General features: G+C 33.9%; 22 protein-coding genes. 2 read left to right on the top strand and 20 right to left on the bottom strand.

All coding sequences use genetic code 11. The features are described from left to right. Positions 1–401: 401 nt before the first annotated feature. Positions 402–992, bottom strand: coding sequence for a peptidylprolyl isomerase (locus tag RZ79_RS02805; RefSeq protein WP_034530939.1), 591 nt, complete (start codon positions 990–992; stop codon positions 402–404). A 147-nt stretch (positions 993–1,139) separates the two neighbouring features. Between RZ79_RS02805 and RZ79_RS02800 the strand changes: the two genes are divergently transcribed. Further along, on the top strand, positions 1,140–1,778 hold the full coding sequence (locus RZ79_RS02800) for a VTT domain-containing protein (RefSeq protein ID WP_034530938.1): 639 nt from the start codon (positions 1,140–1,142) through the stop codon (positions 1,776–1,778). 28 nt (positions 1,779–1,806) lie between these two features. Here the strand turns inward: RZ79_RS02800 and RZ79_RS07340 are convergent, their stop codons facing one another. The 19 genes from RZ79_RS07340 to racE all read right to left on the bottom strand — a co-directional run bounded on the left by RZ79_RS07340 (position 1,807) and on the right by racE (position 17,471). Beyond that, positions 1,807–2,418, bottom strand: coding sequence for a TIGR01906 family membrane protein (locus RZ79_RS07340; RefSeq protein ID WP_420313686.1), 612 nt, complete (start codon positions 2,416–2,418; stop codon positions 1,807–1,809). Positions 2,419–2,434: 16 nt separating this feature from the next. After that, a complete protein-coding gene (locus RZ79_RS02790; protein WP_054449876.1) occupies positions 2,435–3,214 on the bottom strand; it encodes a TIGR01457 family HAD-type hydrolase in 780 nt (259 codons plus the stop codon). Positions 3,215–3,226: 12 nt separating this feature from the next. Continuing rightward, positions 3,227–3,775 (bottom strand): YutD family protein, encoded by a 549-nt coding sequence (locus RZ79_RS02785; RefSeq protein WP_054449875.1) that lies wholly within the window; start codon positions 3,773–3,775, stop codon positions 3,227–3,229. Between the two features lie 12 nt (positions 3,776–3,787). Then, positions 3,788–5,161, bottom strand: coding sequence for a bifunctional metallophosphatase/5'-nucleotidase (locus RZ79_RS02780; RefSeq protein WP_054449874.1), 1,374 nt, complete (start codon positions 5,159–5,161; stop codon positions 3,788–3,790). A gap of 13 nt (positions 5,162–5,174) precedes the next feature. Further along, the gene (locus RZ79_RS02775) at positions 5,175–5,783 is read right to left on the bottom strand and encodes a metallophosphoesterase (RefSeq protein WP_054449873.1); all 609 of its coding nucleotides are present in this window, start codon (positions 5,781–5,783) and stop codon (positions 5,175–5,177) included. Positions 5,784–5,905: 122 nt separating this feature from the next. Further along, entirely contained in the window at positions 5,906–7,276 is a 1,371-nt protein-coding gene (locus RZ79_RS02770; RefSeq protein ID WP_054449872.1) for an amino acid permease, read from the bottom strand. A 203-nt stretch (positions 7,277–7,479) separates the two neighbouring features. Then, the gene (locus RZ79_RS02765; RefSeq protein ID WP_054449871.1) at positions 7,480–8,670 is read right to left on the bottom strand and encodes an acetate/propionate family kinase; all 1,191 of its coding nucleotides are present in this window, start codon (positions 8,668–8,670) and stop codon (positions 7,480–7,482) included. Between the two features lie 10 nt (positions 8,671–8,680). Then, entirely contained in the window at positions 8,681–9,715 is a 1,035-nt protein-coding gene (locus tag RZ79_RS02760) for a class I SAM-dependent methyltransferase (protein WP_054449870.1), read from the bottom strand. Between the two features lie 236 nt (positions 9,716–9,951). Beyond that, entirely contained in the window at positions 9,952–10,374 is a 423-nt protein-coding gene (locus RZ79_RS02755; protein ID WP_054449869.1) for a competence type IV pilus minor pilin ComGF, read from the bottom strand. A gap of 137 nt (positions 10,375–10,511) precedes the next feature. After that, positions 10,512–10,964: a prepilin-type N-terminal cleavage/methylation domain-containing protein gene (locus tag RZ79_RS02745; protein ID WP_053795330.1), complete on the bottom strand. Its 453-nt coding sequence runs from the start codon at positions 10,962–10,964 to the stop codon at positions 10,512–10,514. Continuing rightward, the gene (comGC, locus tag RZ79_RS02740; RefSeq protein WP_053795329.1) at positions 10,933–11,238 is read right to left on the bottom strand and encodes a competence type IV pilus major pilin ComGC; all 306 of its coding nucleotides are present in this window, start codon (positions 11,236–11,238) and stop codon (positions 10,933–10,935) included. The genes RZ79_RS02745 and comGC overlap by 32 nt, the downstream gene beginning before the upstream one ends. Positions 11,239–11,241: 3 nt before the next feature. After that, complete coding sequence (locus RZ79_RS02735; RefSeq protein WP_054449867.1) at positions 11,242–12,213, bottom strand: type II secretion system F family protein; 972 nt, start codon at positions 12,211–12,213, stop codon at positions 11,242–11,244. Beyond that, a complete protein-coding gene (comGA, locus tag RZ79_RS02730) occupies positions 12,191–13,099 on the bottom strand; it encodes a competence type IV pilus ATPase ComGA (protein WP_054449866.1) in 909 nt (302 codons plus the stop codon). The genes RZ79_RS02735 and comGA overlap by 23 nt, the downstream gene beginning before the upstream one ends. Before the next feature lie 90 nt (positions 13,100–13,189). Further along, on the bottom strand, positions 13,190–13,924 hold the full coding sequence (locus tag RZ79_RS02725; protein ID WP_034532182.1) for a YebC/PmpR family DNA-binding transcriptional regulator: 735 nt from the start codon (positions 13,922–13,924) through the stop codon (positions 13,190–13,192). A 95-nt stretch (positions 13,925–14,019) separates the two neighbouring features. Then, complete coding sequence (gene ccpA / locus RZ79_RS02720; protein WP_054449865.1) at positions 14,020–15,021, bottom strand: catabolite control protein A; 1,002 nt, start codon at positions 15,019–15,021, stop codon at positions 14,020–14,022. 156 nt (positions 15,022–15,177) lie between these two features. Then, complete coding sequence (locus tag RZ79_RS02715) at positions 15,178–15,600, bottom strand: YtxH domain-containing protein (protein ID WP_053795325.1); 423 nt, start codon at positions 15,598–15,600, stop codon at positions 15,178–15,180. A 15-nt stretch (positions 15,601–15,615) separates the two neighbouring features. Beyond that, entirely contained in the window at positions 15,616–15,993 is a 378-nt protein-coding gene (locus tag RZ79_RS02710; RefSeq protein ID WP_054449864.1) for a DUF948 domain-containing protein, read from the bottom strand. Between the two features lie 69 nt (positions 15,994–16,062). Further along, complete coding sequence (locus RZ79_RS02705; protein ID WP_080997438.1) at positions 16,063–16,653, bottom strand: XTP/dITP diphosphatase; 591 nt, start codon at positions 16,651–16,653, stop codon at positions 16,063–16,065. Positions 16,654–16,655: 2 nt separating this feature from the next. Beyond that, complete coding sequence (racE, locus tag RZ79_RS02700; RefSeq protein WP_080997437.1) at positions 16,656–17,471, bottom strand: glutamate racemase; 816 nt, start codon at positions 17,469–17,471, stop codon at positions 16,656–16,658. Positions 17,472–17,635: 164 nt separating this feature from the next. On the opposite strand from racE, the gene RZ79_RS02695 reads away from it, so the two are divergent. Continuing rightward, the gene (locus tag RZ79_RS02695; protein ID WP_052471501.1) at positions 17,636–18,127 is read left to right on the top strand and encodes a YslB family protein; all 492 of its coding nucleotides are present in this window, start codon (positions 17,636–17,638) and stop codon (positions 18,125–18,127) included. The last annotated feature ends 41 nt before the right edge of the window (positions 18,128–18,168 follow it).

Raw genomic sequence — 18,168 nt, 5'->3', positions numbered from 1 at the left:
ATCAAACTCTCATCTTATAGATGAAAAGCTTAACTTAGCTCTTCTGAATAAATTGTTATTTTATAAGCGAATTGACTTCGCAATGTTTAATTCTCACAACCAAGTTGTAAGTTCCTTACACATCATCGATTATCAATCTTGTTCAGTTTTCAAAGATCTACCTTTTATTAACTTGTTGCCTCAATTGACAACTCATTAATCATAGCAAATTATCAACACAGTGTCAATAACTTTTTTTATTTGCCAACGCTTGAAATCAACTGATTTAACGCGACTAGATTATAATATCAAAATCATCAATCACTGTCAACATCAATTTTTCAAGGCCATTTGAGAAGATTAAGTAATCTATCTCAACAGCAATATTTATACTACCAGGAAGTCTTTTTACGGTCAAGTACTTATTTAAAAATTTCTACTTTGTTTACTAGAACATCTTCAACGGGTTTATCACTTGCATCTACTTTAGCATCTGCAATCTTATCAACGATATCCATACCCTTAACTACTTGTCCGAATACAGTATGTCTGAAATCTAGCCATGGTGTTCCACCATTCTTAACGTAATAGTCAATGATTTCTTCAGGGAATCCAGCTTCATTCATTTGATCCATTAGTGTTTCAGGAAGTGTCTTATTTTGTACAATAAAAAACTGACTACCATTGGTGTTTGGACCAGAATTAGCCATAGACACAGCTCCACGTACGTTGTATAAGTCTTTAGAAAATTCATCATCAAATGGACGATTCCAAATACTTTCCCCTCCTGCACCAGTTGCTGTTGGATCACCACCTTGGATCATAAAGTCTTTAATAACTCTGTGGAAAGTTGTTCCATCATAGTAACCAACTTCTGCTAACTTCATGAAGTTTTCTACTGCTTGAGGTGCTTGTTTTTCAAACAAAGCTATTTGAATGTCACCATAATTTGTCTTTAGAATTGCCATCGGCTTATATTTATCATCTATACTTAATTGTGGATATTGAGTCATTTTGTCCTCCAAATGTTTAATTGTTATATCTATTATAGCTAACGAAGTAAAAATGATTAAGTGTTTTTACTAAATTATTTTAAAAAAACTTTAATGTAAATCATGTAAATTTGTTAGAATATAGTTAAACAACAAAAGGAGAGAGAAATGCAACTTTTAATAGATTTTATATTACACATTGACCAACACATCATTAACTTGGTTAATTATTTTGGTGATTGGACCTACCTACTACTATTTCTAGTAATCTTCATTGAAACTGGAATTGTAATTATGCCATTCCTACCTGGGGATTCATTACTGTTTGCAGCAGCAGCTATCTCTGCAAATCCAAAATATCACCTAAGTATATTCATATTTATCATCCTATTCTTAATTGCTTCAATCGTCGGTGACTCATTAAACTTCTTCCTTGGTGAAAAAGTTGGTAATAAACTTACTAAGCAAAAACATATTGGTAAGTTCATTAAACAAGAACAACTAGACAAAGCGAAAACTTTCTTTGATAAATATGGTATCTTAGCTATATTTATTGCTAGGTTCATGCCAATCATCAGAACGTTCGCACCATTCATTGCAGCCTCAAGTGGTTACAAGTACAGCAAGTTCGTTAAATATAACGTAGCTGCTTGTATCGTCTGGGTACTACTATGTTGTGGTGGAGGATACTTCTTCGGAAACATCCCATTCGTACAAGAACACTTCTCAGTGGTTGTACTTGGTATCATCCTAGTAACTTGTATTCCTGCTTTAGTAGCATTGTTCAAAAAAGAAAAGAAAGCATAATAAAAAGGACTCCTATACTGGGTCCTTTTTATTGTGTTGATCTATTAATAAATCGAAATAAGATTAAATAAAATACCGTTACAAATATAAATACAAAAACAAAGCCAATCATAAAGTACTGATCTGGAAACAGTATGATGATTGGTTCTTTTTTTGCATTAAAAATCCAGTCGTTGTTTCTAAATAGGATTTTATGGAAAAAGATAAAAGCATCATTGAAATCAATTAAAGCAAACACAAAAAGAAATACGGAACATCCGTAAATTTGCCTAAGCGCTGATTTCAAAAGCCATAAATAGTGATTTTTCCTTAATACAATCAATATTTTGATGACTATTGGCGTTATAACTACCATGAAGAGATTATTTAAAAGAATTAACCCTCTTACATCCCTAAAGTGTATCCTTACCACGTTATTAATTGGCAACGTCGTTTGCATATCACTAATAAAAAATGATTGTAAATATCTAATAATCAATAAGTAATTATCACTAATTTGTCTTGAACTCATTTTAATATCATGTTGTACGTTTAATACGTGGACAACTGACGTATATATAAATGGCATGTTCATAAATAAAAATATCGAGCAAGTTACAAACCACAAGATGATTACTAATGACAATGCTCGATACTTCATAAATTCAATATTCAAATTAAACTTCCCAGTCATCCAATGAATCAATTTGATGAGTTGGTTGCACTTCTTTTTGTGCCACTTGTTCCTTGGTAGATAAACCAGTGTAAACAATTAAGGTATCCATGCCAAAGTTAATACCCGCTGAAATATCAGTCATGTAGTTGTCTCCAACCATGACTACATCGGACTTATTCAAGCCAATCTTATCCAATGCGTTTTGCATGATAATTGATTCTGGTTTACCAATTAAAACAGGCTTTTGTTGGGTTGCGTATTCAACCAGTTTTACTAATGAACCTGCTCCTGGTTGCATCCCTTTTTCAGTTGGAATATTACTATCCGGATTAGTACCAATAAACTTAGCACCATCCCTTACTAATAGAACTGCCTTGCTTAATTGATCGTAATTAACTGAACTATCTAAACCAACGATTACATAGCTAGGATTATTATCAGTAATTTCAAAACCGTTATTTTGAAGAGCAGTTATTAATCCCTTTTCACCAACAACATAAGCTGTCTTGTCGAATTGGTTACTTTCAGCATCTTTTTTTACATAGTCAGCAGTAGCTAGTCCGGCAGTGTAAACATTATTGACACTCACATGAATGTCATGATTATCACCTAGGTTTTTAACTACATCTTCTGGCATTTTGGTTGTGTTATTGGTTACGAAAAGAAAATCAATCCCATTTGATTGTAGTCTTTCGATAAATCTCTTGGCAGCTGGAATTCTCTTACTTCCAGCATAAATTGTGCCATCAAGGTCAATAAAATAACCCTTATACTTTTTCATTAACACTCTCTCCTAGTCCGTTCTTTGTTTAATTGTAAAATGTCTCTTACCATGTCCCTTTGATTGGGTCACTGTTACGTGTTCTCTTTTATCAACACGAGGCTTTTCGTTAGTGACCTTTTCTTTAATAAATGCGTGACGGTTGTTCTTATTAGATGAACGACGTCCTCTTCGCTTATTAAAGGAACCATTTGGTTTAGTCTTTACTTCTAAGTTATGCAAGACAAAGTAGTCTGCACCCATGTTGGCATATTCATATAAATAGTCTTGAATTGCCATGAATTGAGTCTGTAGTGGTGTATTACTACCATCATCTGAGAATCCCTTTAGTCTTAATACGCCATAGCCGTAATCACCAACGATAAAGCTGTATCTACTAAAAATGGGATTGTAACTAGCAGTGAAGTCATCAATATTAAAACAGTTATTACGATTACTGATGATTTCATATTTGTGGCCATTAATTAAAATGGTCTTTTCGTCTTCAAGTTTTATGTTAGCTAGTGGTTTATAGTTACTATTCTTTTCTTCGACTAGCTCTTCAATACTCTTACGATCCAAAATTATCCTCTCCTATTCTAGCGGATATTTCTTTGATAGGTATGATGCGAACACTTCTCTAAGTGTTTGATCATACAAGATATTATTATCACCCTTAATTGCAACTGTTGGGAAGAACGGAATGAAGATGTAATGATCTAGTAATGCAATTTCGTAGTTTTGATTAAAATCAATCAACTTACCATCGAAGTAAACATTGTTTTGGTCATCAACATCGATTCCATCATAGTTTAATTGGCCAAAGTACTTTCCTCTAAAGCCCATACCCTTTTGTTCATATGCAATTAGGAACTTCCAATTCTTTTGCATTTCCATTACCATGCGCCATAAGTCGCTACCTGATAACGTTGTCTTAGTTACATGCATGGAATGTGGCAAGATTTGATGTAATTGATTCTTATCTACAATCCCTTTTGGAAGAGGGTGTAAGAACAATCCATTATTAACGATTGCTGCTTTAGTGCCTGCTTTTTCTTTCATCGCAGATAGAAATTCGCTAACCATTCTCGGTTTACCACGAAGACCATTATCCATTTTTTCATCTAACTTAGCAACTTTAGATTGAGCAAGAATGTCTTGACCACGTTGTTCTAAAGCATCAAGCCACTTACTATCTTCTGGTTCAACAGATAGGTCACTAGTTTTAACAACACTAGCTTCACTATTGATGACGTGATTATCTTCAACTTCTAGTGTTACTTTTCCAACGTAGTATCCATACTTACCAGCAGCAGCCAATAACGATTGATTATCTCTTTCACCATGTTCAAACAAATGGTGAGTATGACTTCCAATGATAACGTCAAAACGTGGAAATTTCTTAGCAATTAATCTATCTTGAGTAACCCCTAAGTGAGATAACAATACTAGTACTTCGTCATCCTTATCATTGTCCAACAATTCAGGAATCTTTTCTTGGTCATCGATTGGTGTCCATCCCTCAAGAGTGTATGTTGATTGGTAAGGGGCTGTTAAACCATAAATCTTGATGTGATTACCAGCAGGTGTGTTAATCATCTTGGTTTCATTAGCCCAAGTAGGTCTCTTCTTCGTATCAGAATCGACAATATTAGCTAAAACGACGTCAAAGTTGGCATCATCATACAAATGGTTTAACTGGTCTTTACTATTAGTTAAACCCTCATTATTACCAATTGTGGCGGCATCATAGCCTATTTCGTTTAATAATTCAACGTTTGCTTTACCATTGGTAGCATCAGTTAATGGATCAGCTCTATCTAACGCATCACCTAAATCAACAGTAATGACAAAGTAACCTTCTTTTTCCAGCTTTTGTTTTTCGCTAATTAAATATCTTTTTATTCTTGGCCAATTTTCAAAGTGTGAATGTAAATCATTGGTATGTAAAATAGCAATTTTTTCCAAACTTACTTCCTCCTTATCGTCTTTTGGCAAAATCAATTTTCTTTTGTTCCACCATTGTAAAAATATCCTGTTCGCTAAACGGAGCACCAAATGGTTTCTCATAGCCTAAATAATCTTTTTCTGGACTATCTACTCCAACATTGATATTTTCTTTTACCGGTACTGAATAGTGATGAATATGACCATGAAGATCAATAATCGGTCCAACCTGGCCCATCATCAATGGATAATGAGTCATATAGTATTGGGTGTGATTCATCTTAATCAAAGCTCCGACATCGTGGAAAGAAAACTTTGGTTTCCCATTTAATTCATAATTATTTTTCTCAATGAACTTGAACAAAGCTCTACTGTCATGATTTCCTTTAATAAAGACAATCTGTCCATTCAATTGTTTTAAAATATCATAAATTTTTTCATGTGCTTTTCTTTGGGGCTTTTCATGACAGACTGCGATATCACCTAAATGATAAACAATATCACTGTCAGAAACTTCTTCATTCCAGTTTTTAATGATATCGTTATCCATCTCATCCACAAAGAAATATGGTCGTGGCGCGAAATTCTTATTTCCTATCATGTGTTTATCAAGAAAATGCGTATCCGCTATAAAGTATTTCATTCTTGCCACCTACTTCCTTACTAATAGAATAAACTATTATTAAGCAAATGAAAAATAAAAAAAACAGCTTCAAGCAAACTAACCACTTAATTAAGTAATTGGTCGTTGAAACTGTTTTATATTTATACTCGGTCTTTAACAACCTTGAAGATGTATAGGAATACAATCCATACGATTGATCCGATTAATGGAATCATTGTATCTACTCTAAATAGCAATACAATTGCTACGAATAATAAGAATGCCAATACAAAGTAATTTGAAAGTGGGAATAAAGGCATCTTAAATGTTAGATTACCTTCTTTCTTGTTCTTCTTAACAGTCTTCCTATATTTAATGTGTGCAATTATAATTAATCCCCAAATGAATAAGAAACAAGTGGTAGCTACACTTGAAATTAATTGGAAAACGCCGTTTGGCATAAATGCATTTAAGAATAATGAAATTGCAATAACAACGATTGAGAATACGATTCCTGCCGCTGGCAAACCATTCTTAGTTAATGAACCAATCTTCTTACCGATTTTGTTATTAGTACCATAACATAGTGAGTATGCCATTCTACCTGTTGTAAAGATTGCTGAATTACATGCAGATACAGCTGCAGTTAAAACAACAAAATTAATAATTGATGCAGCCCCTGCAATTCCAATATTTTGGAAAACTTGCACGAATGGACTTGAATCGGCATTAATGTATTTCCATGGATAAATGCACATTAATGCTACCAATGAACCAATGTAAAAAATTAAAATTCTTGAAGGAACTTCGTTAATAGCCTTTGGAATAACTTTTTCAGGATTATGTGTTTCTGAAGCGGTCATACCAATCATTTCAATTCCAGCAAAACTAAATATAACCATTTGAAAACTCATTAAGAAACCTGAAATACCATGTGCAAACATTCTGTGTCCAAATAGGTTACCTATACTTGCATGACCAACAGGAGTTTTGTAATTTATGATTACCAAAACGATTCCTGTTGCGATTAAAGCTAAAATAGCAACAACCTTAATCAATGCAAACCAAAATTCAGTTTCACCAAAAGCTGATACATTTATTGTGTTCAATAGGAACAAAATAATAATAATAATTAAACCAGTTATCCATTGTGGCACACTCGGGAACCAATATTTTATGTACAAACTGGCAGCTGTAATTTCAGCCATGGCAATTGTTATCCAACAGGCCCAATATGTCCAACCGGCTACAAATCCCATTTTTTCGCCCAAGTATTTTTCAATAAATTCAATAAATGAATGGCAATCAACATTTGATAATAATAATTCACCAAGTGATCTCATGATAAAGAACCCAGCAATCCCAGCAATTAAGTAAGCTAAAATAATTGATGGGCCTGCAAAATGAATGGATTCCCCAGCTCCTAGGAATAAACCAGTTCCAATGGTTCCACCCAAAGCAATTAATTGAACATGACGATTTTTTAAACCTCTAGAAAGATGTTGTCCTTCTTTTTTCGGTGATTCTTGCATTTCATCACCCTCCTCTAAGTATTCTATGATGTTAATTATACATACTTTATTTAAACCGCAATACGTCTGAGGCTTTATACACTGGCACTTAGAGACGTTTAATCCGCGGTGTTTCAACGTTTGTTCATGTTATTTATATTTAATTGAATTATTTTCACCAATCCATGAAAATAAAAAAGAGACCTTATTTGGTCTCTTTTTCATTATTTTTTAAGACGTTCGATATCTCTAACAATCATTAATTCTTCGTTTGTAGGGATTAGTAATGTCTTGATCTTAGCATCGTCAGCACTGATATCTCTTTCAACGGCACGAATGTGGTTCTTTTCAGAATCAACCTTAACACCGAAGTAGCTTAACTTGTCAGCAACTTCTTGTCTAATACCAATATCGTTTTCACCAACACCGGCTGTAAATACAATACCATCAACACCGTTCATTTCAGCAACGTATTGACCAACGTATCTAACGATTCTGTTCATGTACATGTTACGAGCTAATTCAGCTTGGTGGTTTTCATCCTTAACTGCTTCTAAATCTCTCATATCAGCAGAAACTTCAGATACACCAGCTAAACCTGACTTCTTGTTTAGGATGCTAATCATTTCATTAATATCTGAAATGCCTTCTTTTTGCATAATGTAAGCAAGTAGTGAAGGGTCAACATCACCAGATCTAGTAGCCATCATGATACCAGTTAATGGAGTGAAGCCCATTGAAGTATCTAATGACTTACCATGGTCTACGGCACAGATTGAAGCACCAGCACCTAAGTGCATGATAACTAGTTTTAAGTCTTCTAGTTTCTTGCCCATCATAGCTGCAGCACGGCCTGATACGTAACGGTAACTAGTACCATGTGCACCATACTTTCTAGCTTTGTGATCACGGTAGTACTTGTATGGTAAAGCATACATGTAGTTTTCTTCTGGCATTGAAGTATGGAATGAAGTATCGAATACGGCAACACTAATTACGTCTGGCAAAATCTTCTTGAATGCTTTGATTCCTAGAATATTTGCTGGTTCGTGAAGTGGAGCTAATTCGGATAGTTCTTCTAACTTACTTAAAACATCATCATCAATAACAACTGAATCAGTGAAGTATTCACCACCGGCAACAACACGGTGACCAACACCTGTGATTTCGTTGTAATCAGCAATAATGTTTAGGCTTAGTAGTTTGTCTAATACAAGTTTGATGGCTTCTTCATGGTTTTGAATATCCATTGTCTTTTGGAATTTTTCGCCATCGCCATATTTAATTTCAACATCTGATTTAGTTAAACCAATTCTATCGATTGCCCCGCTTGAGATTAATTTTTCTGAAGGCATTTCGAATAATTTAAATTTTAATGTGGAACTTCCTGCGTTAATTGCAATTGACTTTCCCATAATAGTTCTCCTAACTTTTTTTAGATAATAAATCCTTTTCTTCCCACTCAACTAGTTCTGCTAAGAATTTTTGGAAAGCAGATACTTCATTAAATGATGGGAACTCACCAATCATAATTTTTTCAACTTGGTGGGCATCTTCACCATGCTTTTGTAGAATCAAAATAGCTTTTTGAGCATTTGCATTGTTAAAGATTTCTTTTGGTAGATTCAACAATGCTTGAAGATAAGCATTATCTTGAATCCATTTTAACAATGATTTTGATTCCGGCGTGTTAAAGATATTACTTGGCACTAAGAAAACCCCATAACCACCTGGTTTGACATGGTTCATCCCTTGTTCGATTAACAAGTGGTGAGCATATGAATGACCATCTGTTGATCTTGTCTTATAGTTAGTGGTATTTTCATCAATCGGATAATACCCAATTGGTAAATCAGAAATTACTAAATCTGCATCATCTACCAAAATATTGGCAACTGAATCTTGATAAATAAGTTCAGTATTTTTATCGTTTCTTTGCATTTGTGTACTTATGCTTGAAACGGCTAACATGGAATCATCATTATCGATTCCGATAGCATGCAAATCAATATCTTTAACTGCATCCTTCAATTGATTCATAACCGTAGTTAATAGGTTACCCATTCCAACGGATAAATCCAGAATCTGTAGATGCTTGGCATTCTTAACTAATCTAATAACTAAATATCCCATGATAGAAGCTATTGTATCAGGTGTTATTTGGTGATTTGCTTGAATCGCATCCTCTTTGGTTGCTTTGATCATGCAAATTTGAATTGCCTTTCTTACAGTTTCTGCATCCATAGATTGATAATCTACGTCTCGGTATAATCCTTCTAACTTAGAAACTGTGTCACTATCTGGTATACCATCTTCAACATGAACTTGTCCGTCATTGATAAGGTTATCTCCAGTCTCGATGAATGCATCAAGATATGATACCCCTAGCTTGTCTTTCAAGATTTCAGCTGAAGAATTGAAAACTTTAAACAGAGTTTCTGTATCTTTCTCAGTCAGCACACTCAACTCCCTTAAAAGTATTATCACTTAATAACAACTTTCATATTACCAGATTTTTACAAGAAAATTCAAGATAAACCATTAATAACTTGCATATAAATTATCGTTATTCATAACTTTTTATCAATTTATCTATCGTCTGCATTTCAGCATTATATTTTTCGTATTTTATCAATAAGAAAATTGATAAAACCGATAGGACGACAATCGCAATCAATGTCGCTGATCCACATTTTTTACTCATAAGATATTGAACTCACATCCTCATAACTTTCACCGTTTGTAAATTTCATATTCACTGATAAATGCTTTTTTACTTCTTTAAAACTAACACTGTCAACATCATCTATTAGCGGATAAAATCCGCCATTCATACCAGTTAAAATTATCATTCTGCCATTTTTAAACATTTCATACTCTTTGTCATACTTTTTGCTCCCAATATATAACAACTTTCCGCCCACAATCTTGTACAAAAAGTAGTGTTTCTTAGTTGATTCGATATTCTTTAGAAACAGTTGAAAATCCACTGCATGAATGTTTTTTTGATTATATGATTTTTTCAACGAATCAATCATTGTAATCGAAAACGCAATCAAACCCAGTACTGTTAGTGCAATAATCGTTTCAATAATCGTAAAGCCCTTTTCTCTTTTCATAGTCTATTCTCTTTTTTATCAAAGCTCTTCTAGCTTTATCAAGATTGTCATACATATGTTGGTTTGATTCACAAAAGAAAATCATCCCCACCGAAATTAGAGTCAACGCCGTAATAGAATCAATCATAATAAAGCCTTTATTCATAATATTCTTCATATATTTTATAAGTACCTCCACCAAGCTGTACTTTTAAAAGATAACGGGTATGTGTTGCCTTGGAATACCATTCATAGGTTTGTGGTGCAACATATCCGTCATTATTAATAGTTATTGATAAATTATCCTCTGAACGCATACCATCAGGCATTTTCAGCTTATTATAATGACCATCGTTAAAGAAGATAATGTCATGGTTTTTCTGGTAAATATATGTTCTTAATCTGCTATATTCACTATTCGCAATTCCTTGTTTCCAATAAACATTAAAATTGGCCCAAAAATCATTTTCTAACTCCTGATCATTAATATGAACACCTTGATATAAAAATATACATAATGACATAAAAATCGCGCTAATGATTAATACAATCAACATCTCAATTGTAGTGAATGCTGTTTTATTCTTTTGCCACGACCTTGTTGTCCACAATTTGAATACCTTCTTCTTGGGCTTGATCGGCTTGTTTTTTAGTTAGGTAACCATTTTTAACAAGCGCATCCATACTTACGTCTCCTTTATTTCCATCTGATGCAAACGAATCAATTTGACCTTGGACCAAAGTTTGCATTGCATGGACGTGTACATCGGTTGCGTGCTTTCTTTGTCCAGAAACGTTGGGTACAACAATCAAAATTAGTAGTGAAATAATAAATAATACGATTGTCATTTCAATTAGTGTGAAGCCTGCTTTTTTCTTGTTCATTTTTTAAATTCCCTTCAATGATGAATAAATTGGCATAAGAACAACTAAATATGCCAACACAATACAAATTCCAATAAATAAAAATAATAGTGGTTGAATTAGATTAATTAGTTGATTAGAGCGACGATTCATTTCCTCGAACTTAATCTGTGAAAAAGCATCTAGTTTGATTAATATTTCAGACACCTTTGAGCCATGATGGAAAAAGCCATTAAACTCGACTGGAATAAACGAATACATTTTAGTTAGCTGTCCGACATCTTCTCCATGATCAGCTAAACGGCGAGCTTTTTCTCCTAATAGATACATAATAGTATTTGGCTTAAAGTCCTTTAAAATGCTTAGAATATTCTTTAAATCAATTCCGTTTTGAATCAACATCTTTAGTTCAAGGGACAGTATATAGCCCATATATGCAGTATAAATTTTTCCGATAAACGGAATTCTCGATATAACGTCTCTTTTTCTTAGTAATGGTAATCGTTTGTACATCACCGAGACGATTAAAGTTCCCATAAACATGCAGAATAAAATTATATATAGCCAACCTAAATCATAATGTTGCATGTAATTAATCGAACTTAATTGCGGTAATACAAAGGAGTTGATTGCATAAACGATTCCAATCAAAATAATTACTAATATAATTGGATAAAACAGTAAATCTTTTATCTTTGATTTGTTTTCTAACTTAACTTCAATAAAGTGGCTTAGTTCAGCTAAACAGGATGACAGATCACCATATTTTTCGCTAATCATGATTTGATTATAAAAATCGTTGTGTACTAAACCAACAATGCTGTCGCTAAAGCTATTGCCTTCACTCAACTTATTAGCAATCTTTTTAATTGTTGATTGCCTACCACCTACTTCAGATAGGAACTGTAGTGATTCTTTAATTGTGAATCCAGCGCTAAATAAATCACTTAAATTCTTAAACAGATAATACTGTTTATTCAGCGATAGTTTTTCCATTACCAACTATCCTTTCTTTTAAATCTGCGAAATCACTTTTAATATCCATAGTCACTGAAATATCTCTTTGATTTTTTACTGACAACATTTGAAAGACGACTGAGTTTAAACAATTAAATAAATCATCAAAGTCACAACCCAATTGGCCTAATCTATTAATGACACCGTCAATGTCTCTGGCATGAATTGTAGTTAATACCAAATGGCCGGAAAGTGCTGCACGAACAGCGGATTTAGCAGTACTAGCATCCCTAATTTCACCAATAATAAAGACGTCCGGACGACTTCTTAGTCCAACCTTAATCAATTCGTCATAGCCCATGTCAGCAGATTCATTAACCTGCAACTGAAGAAAATTAGTATTAATAATTTCTACTGGATCTTCAATACTCATAATCAACTTATTTGGACTCATTGAATTAGCTAAATGATAAATTGAAGTGGTCTTCCCAGAACCGGTCTTACCAGCGAAAATAATCATCCCGTTTTGTTTAGATAATTCCTTTAGTCGATAGAATTGATCCAAATTGTTGTAATTGATAGTTTCGTCATCCAATGAATAAATAATTCTAATTACCATTGATTCATGATTTTTATAATTTCCAACTGAGGAAAAACGCAAGAAAAACTTTTTTTGGTTATTGATAAACTCAAATGAACCAATTTGTGGTCTTCTGCGCTCACTAATTGACATCCCACCAATATATTTACAGTAATTGATTAACTTATTTGCTTTTTCATAATTGATATAATCATAATTCTCAATACTTAATCCTGTATGTTCCCTAACAATGTAATTTTCATTAATCGGCAGAAGATAAATGTCTTTGATTTTGTCTTCAATTGCTTGATTAATTAAATTATCAAAATAATTTGAAATACTCATAAAAAAACCTCCACTTTTTATATTCGAAAAAAGTAGAGGTTTCATTTATTTTTATACAAAAAAAGATGCACAAATGTGCATCTCCTTTAATTATTCAGCTGCTTCGGGTAATTCAGCTGCTTCGTAAACGTCTTGGACGTCATCGTTTTCATCAAGTTCGTCAATTAGACCAGTGTATTGTGAAACTTTGTCACTTGGTACAGCAGTCTTGTTTTGAGGGAACATTGTAACTTCAGCAGTATCTAAATCATATTTTTCTTGTAAAGCATCTCTAACAGCAGTTAGATCTGAAGGTGCAGTGAAGATTTCAAATTGGTCGTCATCTGACTTCATGTCTTCTCCACCAGCATCTAAAACATCCATTAACATGCTGTCTTCATCAACGTCTAAACCGTCACGTAGGATAACGATGTATCCTTTACGGTCAAACATGTATGAAACAGAACCATTTGATCCTAGTGAACCACCATGGTGACTGAATGCTGAACGTACGGCAGCAGCAGTACGGTTCTTGTTATCAGTTAAGCAAGAAACCATGATAGCTGTACCAGCAGGTCCATATCCTTCGTAAGTAATTTCTTCGTAGTTTGCTCCACCTTGACCAGAAGCCTTATCGATAGCACGTTGAATGTTATCCTTAGGCATGTTGGCAGCATGAGCTTTATCAATCACAAGACGTAATTGTGGGTTACCATCTGGTTCTGGACCACCAGCTTTAGCAGCTTGGTATAAATCACGAGACAATTTTTGGAAAATCTTACCACGTTTTTTATCTTGGGCACCTTTACGTCCTTGAATGTTATGCCATTTTGAATGTCCTGACATAATCACAGCACTCCTCTCGAATTCTATTGTTTCATTAGTTTACAAACATATCAATTATATCAATCAGTATATAATTAATCAAGTTACTATATCAGCTATTTAGTTGAGTCGCGTTCAACTATTTCATAGCCTAAAACCACATAGCGATTATCAATCTCTTCTTTATTCATGATCTTGGTCAATAATCTCATTGCTACCGCACCAATATCATACAAAGGTTGAGTGATTGAAGACAATTGTGGTCTCATCATCTTAGCTAATTTTGTATTATTACTTGTGAATAATTCAAAATCTTGTGGCACTGAAACACCCCTATCGGTCATTCCATTTAAGATTCCGGCAGCCAATTCATCATTAGTTGCTACAGCCGCAGTAACCTTATCATTGATTATTTGTTCAGCCAAATCATAACCGTCTTCATATGTCCCCTTGGTTTCGAAAACTAACTTCTCATTAAACTTGATGCCGTTATTTTCTAGAGCAGAAACATATCCTTTTAGTCGGTATTTCTTATTAACATCTTGTTTCATTGAACCAGATGCAAATGCAATTCTAGAATTACCATTTTTGATTAAACGTTCTGTTTCATTCTTTACAGCATCTGCATAATCGATGTTTACACTAGGTACAGAGTTGTTAATATCAACTGAACCTGCAAGAACGATTGGGCAGTCAGAACGCTTAAAATCAGCTCTTAAATCATCATTAATTTCATTACCCATGAAGATAATTCCATCAACTTGCTTGCTTAACAATGTATTTAGTACTGATGCTTCCTTATCAGGATTATCATCCGAATTGGCTAGGATAATATTGTACTTGTACATGGTAGCAATATCATCAATTCCACGAGCTAGTGAAGAAAAGTATCCATCGGTTACATCGGGAATGATTACCCCAACCGTTGTTGTCTTCTTACTTGCTAGTCCCCTTGCCACAGCATTAGGGCGATAGTCCAGATCGTCTATGACTTTCAACACTTTTTCTTTGGTTGCTTGTCGTACGTTACTGTTACCATTTAAAACTCTGGAAACAGTAGCCATGGAAACACCAGATTCTCTAGCAACATCGTAAATAGTTACATTTTGCTTTTCCATTCTCTCAAACTCCTCTTTAAGTCCGCCTGGTTTGTTTTCATAGCGCTTTCAATATGTTTACAAATATATCAGATAAACGATGATTTAACAAGACTACCACCTCTTGAAAACACAAAAGAGACCTAACAAAGTCAGGTCTCTTTTACAATTTAAAAATTATTTACTTAAATTGTCTTCTTGTTTTAAAGCATCTGGATCGATGACGATATCTTGGCTATCATCACCGTTTTTTCTAACTTGGTTTCTCAAGTTGTCAGCTGCTTTGTGGAATTGGGTACTACCTTCATCGTAGTAGTATTGTGCTTTGTTAACTACATTATCGTTAACCTTACCAGCAGCGTCTTTAATCTTTGACTTTGCATCTGAAGTCTTGTATTGTAGTTGTTCTTTTACGTCATCAACAGAATCTAAGGCGTAAAAAGCATAGTCTAATGCACGATCTTTTAGGTCGTTTGCAGTCTTTACAGTACTGTTAACGAATTCCTTTGTCTTTTCATCATCCATCTTACGGTATGCTAGATATGCAGCAGCGGCTGCACCGGTAGTTAATCCTAATAAAAATAGTCCTGTCTTTTTCATAAAAAACACTCCCTTTTATTTTTTAAACATTCTAAAGCCAGCACCTGCGGCTTTTTCCATAAATGATTTCTTGTTTCTGTTTTGGAACTTTTTGGCTAAGTTTTGAGTTGCGTTATTTAAATCGCTAACGCTTTGTCCAACATCTGCAGCAGCTTGATAAACTGGATCCAAGATGTTGATTTTTTCATTAACATCCTTAACTAATGAATTTGAGCTAGCTAAAATATCTTCGGCTTGTTTTGATATTACAGTGATATCTTGAGAGATAGAATTAATATTCTTATTTACCTCGTCAACAGTCTTAGATAACTTGATTAGTAGAACCGCAGCACAAATTGCAATAATGAAAAATGCAACTGCAGCAATCAAACCAGCTAATCCTCCAATTGTCATGCAACCCCTCCTCATACGTTTATATGATTATAATAGCATTTACTATTTAATCTTACAATTAGTTTAATCTTAAGCCCTCCACCATTCGTCAAACTTACTATATAGTTGTTTAATTGCATTTCCACGATGGCTTATCTCATTTTTTTCATGATCAGACATTTCTGCCATGGTCTTCTTCTTACTTGGTACATAAAATAATGGGTCGTATCCAAAACCATTATCACCTCTTGGTGCTTTTAGAATGGTTCCTTCTACGGTTCCATAAACAACGAATTTTTCACCATGTTGATTCAATAATACTAAGCAAGTCACAAATTTAGCGTCACGCTTATCACTGTCACCTAATTTTGCTAATAACTTTTTATTGTTCGCGTCGTCATCATGGTCTCCAGCATATCTAGCTGAATGAATTCCAGGCTCATTATTTAATGCAGGCACTTCCAAACCAGAATCATCAGCTAAAACGGCTAAGTTAGTTCGCTCGAAAATGGCTTGTGCTTTAATGGTGGCATTTTCTTCAAATGATTCACCATTTTCAATAATTTTACCTAATTCTGGAAAATCTGCAAGCGTTTTAAATTCGATATTTTTATCGGCAAACATTTCGCGAAATTCGCGGGACTTATTTTGATTGTTAGTCGCAATTAGAATTGTGTCCATAATCATAGCTCCTCTAATTCTTTAATTGGTAGGTGTTTTGCGTGTACTTCATAGTTAAGCCATTCGTTTGCAACTTGATTGAAGTTATCCGCATCACCTGTAGTGTAGAAGGAATAAGTAGTATCTTCCTCTTCATCATTTTCGATATGATGTTGTTGTAAAATCGTCTTAATTTGCTTAACTGTCTCGTATCCAGGATCAATTAGTTTAACGGAATCACCAACTGATTTTTGAATCATTTCACGCATAATTGGAAAATGCGTACAACCAAGAATTAAAGTATCAACGTTATCCATATTGATAGTTGATAAATCGTCATCGACCACTTCTTGTTTTTTGGCATCTTTGTATTCTTGATTTTCAACCATTGTGACAAATCTAGGACAGCCTTGGCTAAATACCTCGATATTATTATTAATCTTATTAATTTCTTGTTCGTAAGCACCACTCTTAACAGTTCCGTTAGTGGCAATTAATCCAACACGATTGGTCTTTGTATTATCGACCGCAGCAATGCTTCCTGGGTTAACAACACCAATTACGGGAATAAGAAGATGATTTCTTAAATAATCTAATGCGTATGAAGTTGCAGTATTACATGCAATTACCAGCATTTTAATATCTTCTTTTTCAATTAAGAAGTTTGCTATTTGTAATGAATATTGTTGAATTTCTTCTTTAGATTTTTCACCATATGGTAAACGGGCTTCATCGCCCAAATATGCAATATTTTCGTTTTGTAATTCTTCCATTGCTAGCTTAGCAACAGTTAAGCCACCAACTCCAGAATCCATAAAACCAATCGCTTTTTTGCTCAAAATAGTAACCCTCTTTTCAGTTCCATTACTTTTATATTACCATTTTTAGCCCTATCTGACATTTATTAAAGATAAACATTTACTTTAATTTTAACTGGGATATATAAATTATGATAAATTTATAATATAATGTACTTGTATATAAGGAATTGAGGTTAACAAGTATGGATAATAATAATCTTTACAATAAAATAATTGATAACGATTCTACTCGTCCTCTATGGGGCCAAGAATTATTAAGAGACGTATTATTAAACGATTTATTGGGAAATGATACCCACAGCATCATGTATTGGGCTGGTAAAAAGATTGCCAGAAAGTTCCCATTAAAAGACGCTTTGGATACTGTCCTATTTTTCAAACAATCAGGTTTAGGTGACTTATCTGTTTCTTCTGAAAACAAGCATGAAATCAAATGGACATTGAGCGGAGATATCGTTGCTAAAAGAATCGAAGCCAATCCAGATGCCGACTTCATGTTTGAATCCGGTTTCTTAGCTCAAATTGCTCAACAACAATTCGGAGTAATTTCTGAAGCTGAAATGAATCCTAAAGAAGAAAAAAATGGAACCGTCCTTATTAGAGTACATATGGATCCAAAGCATCCAGCTCCAGTAATTGAGGATTCCGTTAAAGAATTTGATTTAAAACAATAATAAAAAAGAACGCTTAGCGATATGCTAAACGTTCTTTTTTT

The sequence above is a fragment of the Apilactobacillus kunkeei DSM 12361 = ATCC 700308 genome, assembly GCF_001281265.1.
GTDB classification, from domain to species: Bacteria; Bacillota; Bacilli; order Lactobacillales; family Lactobacillaceae; genus Apilactobacillus; species Apilactobacillus kunkeei.
The sequence above is the reverse complement of the archived record's forward strand: the minus strand, read 5'-3'. Positions and strand labels throughout refer to the sequence as shown.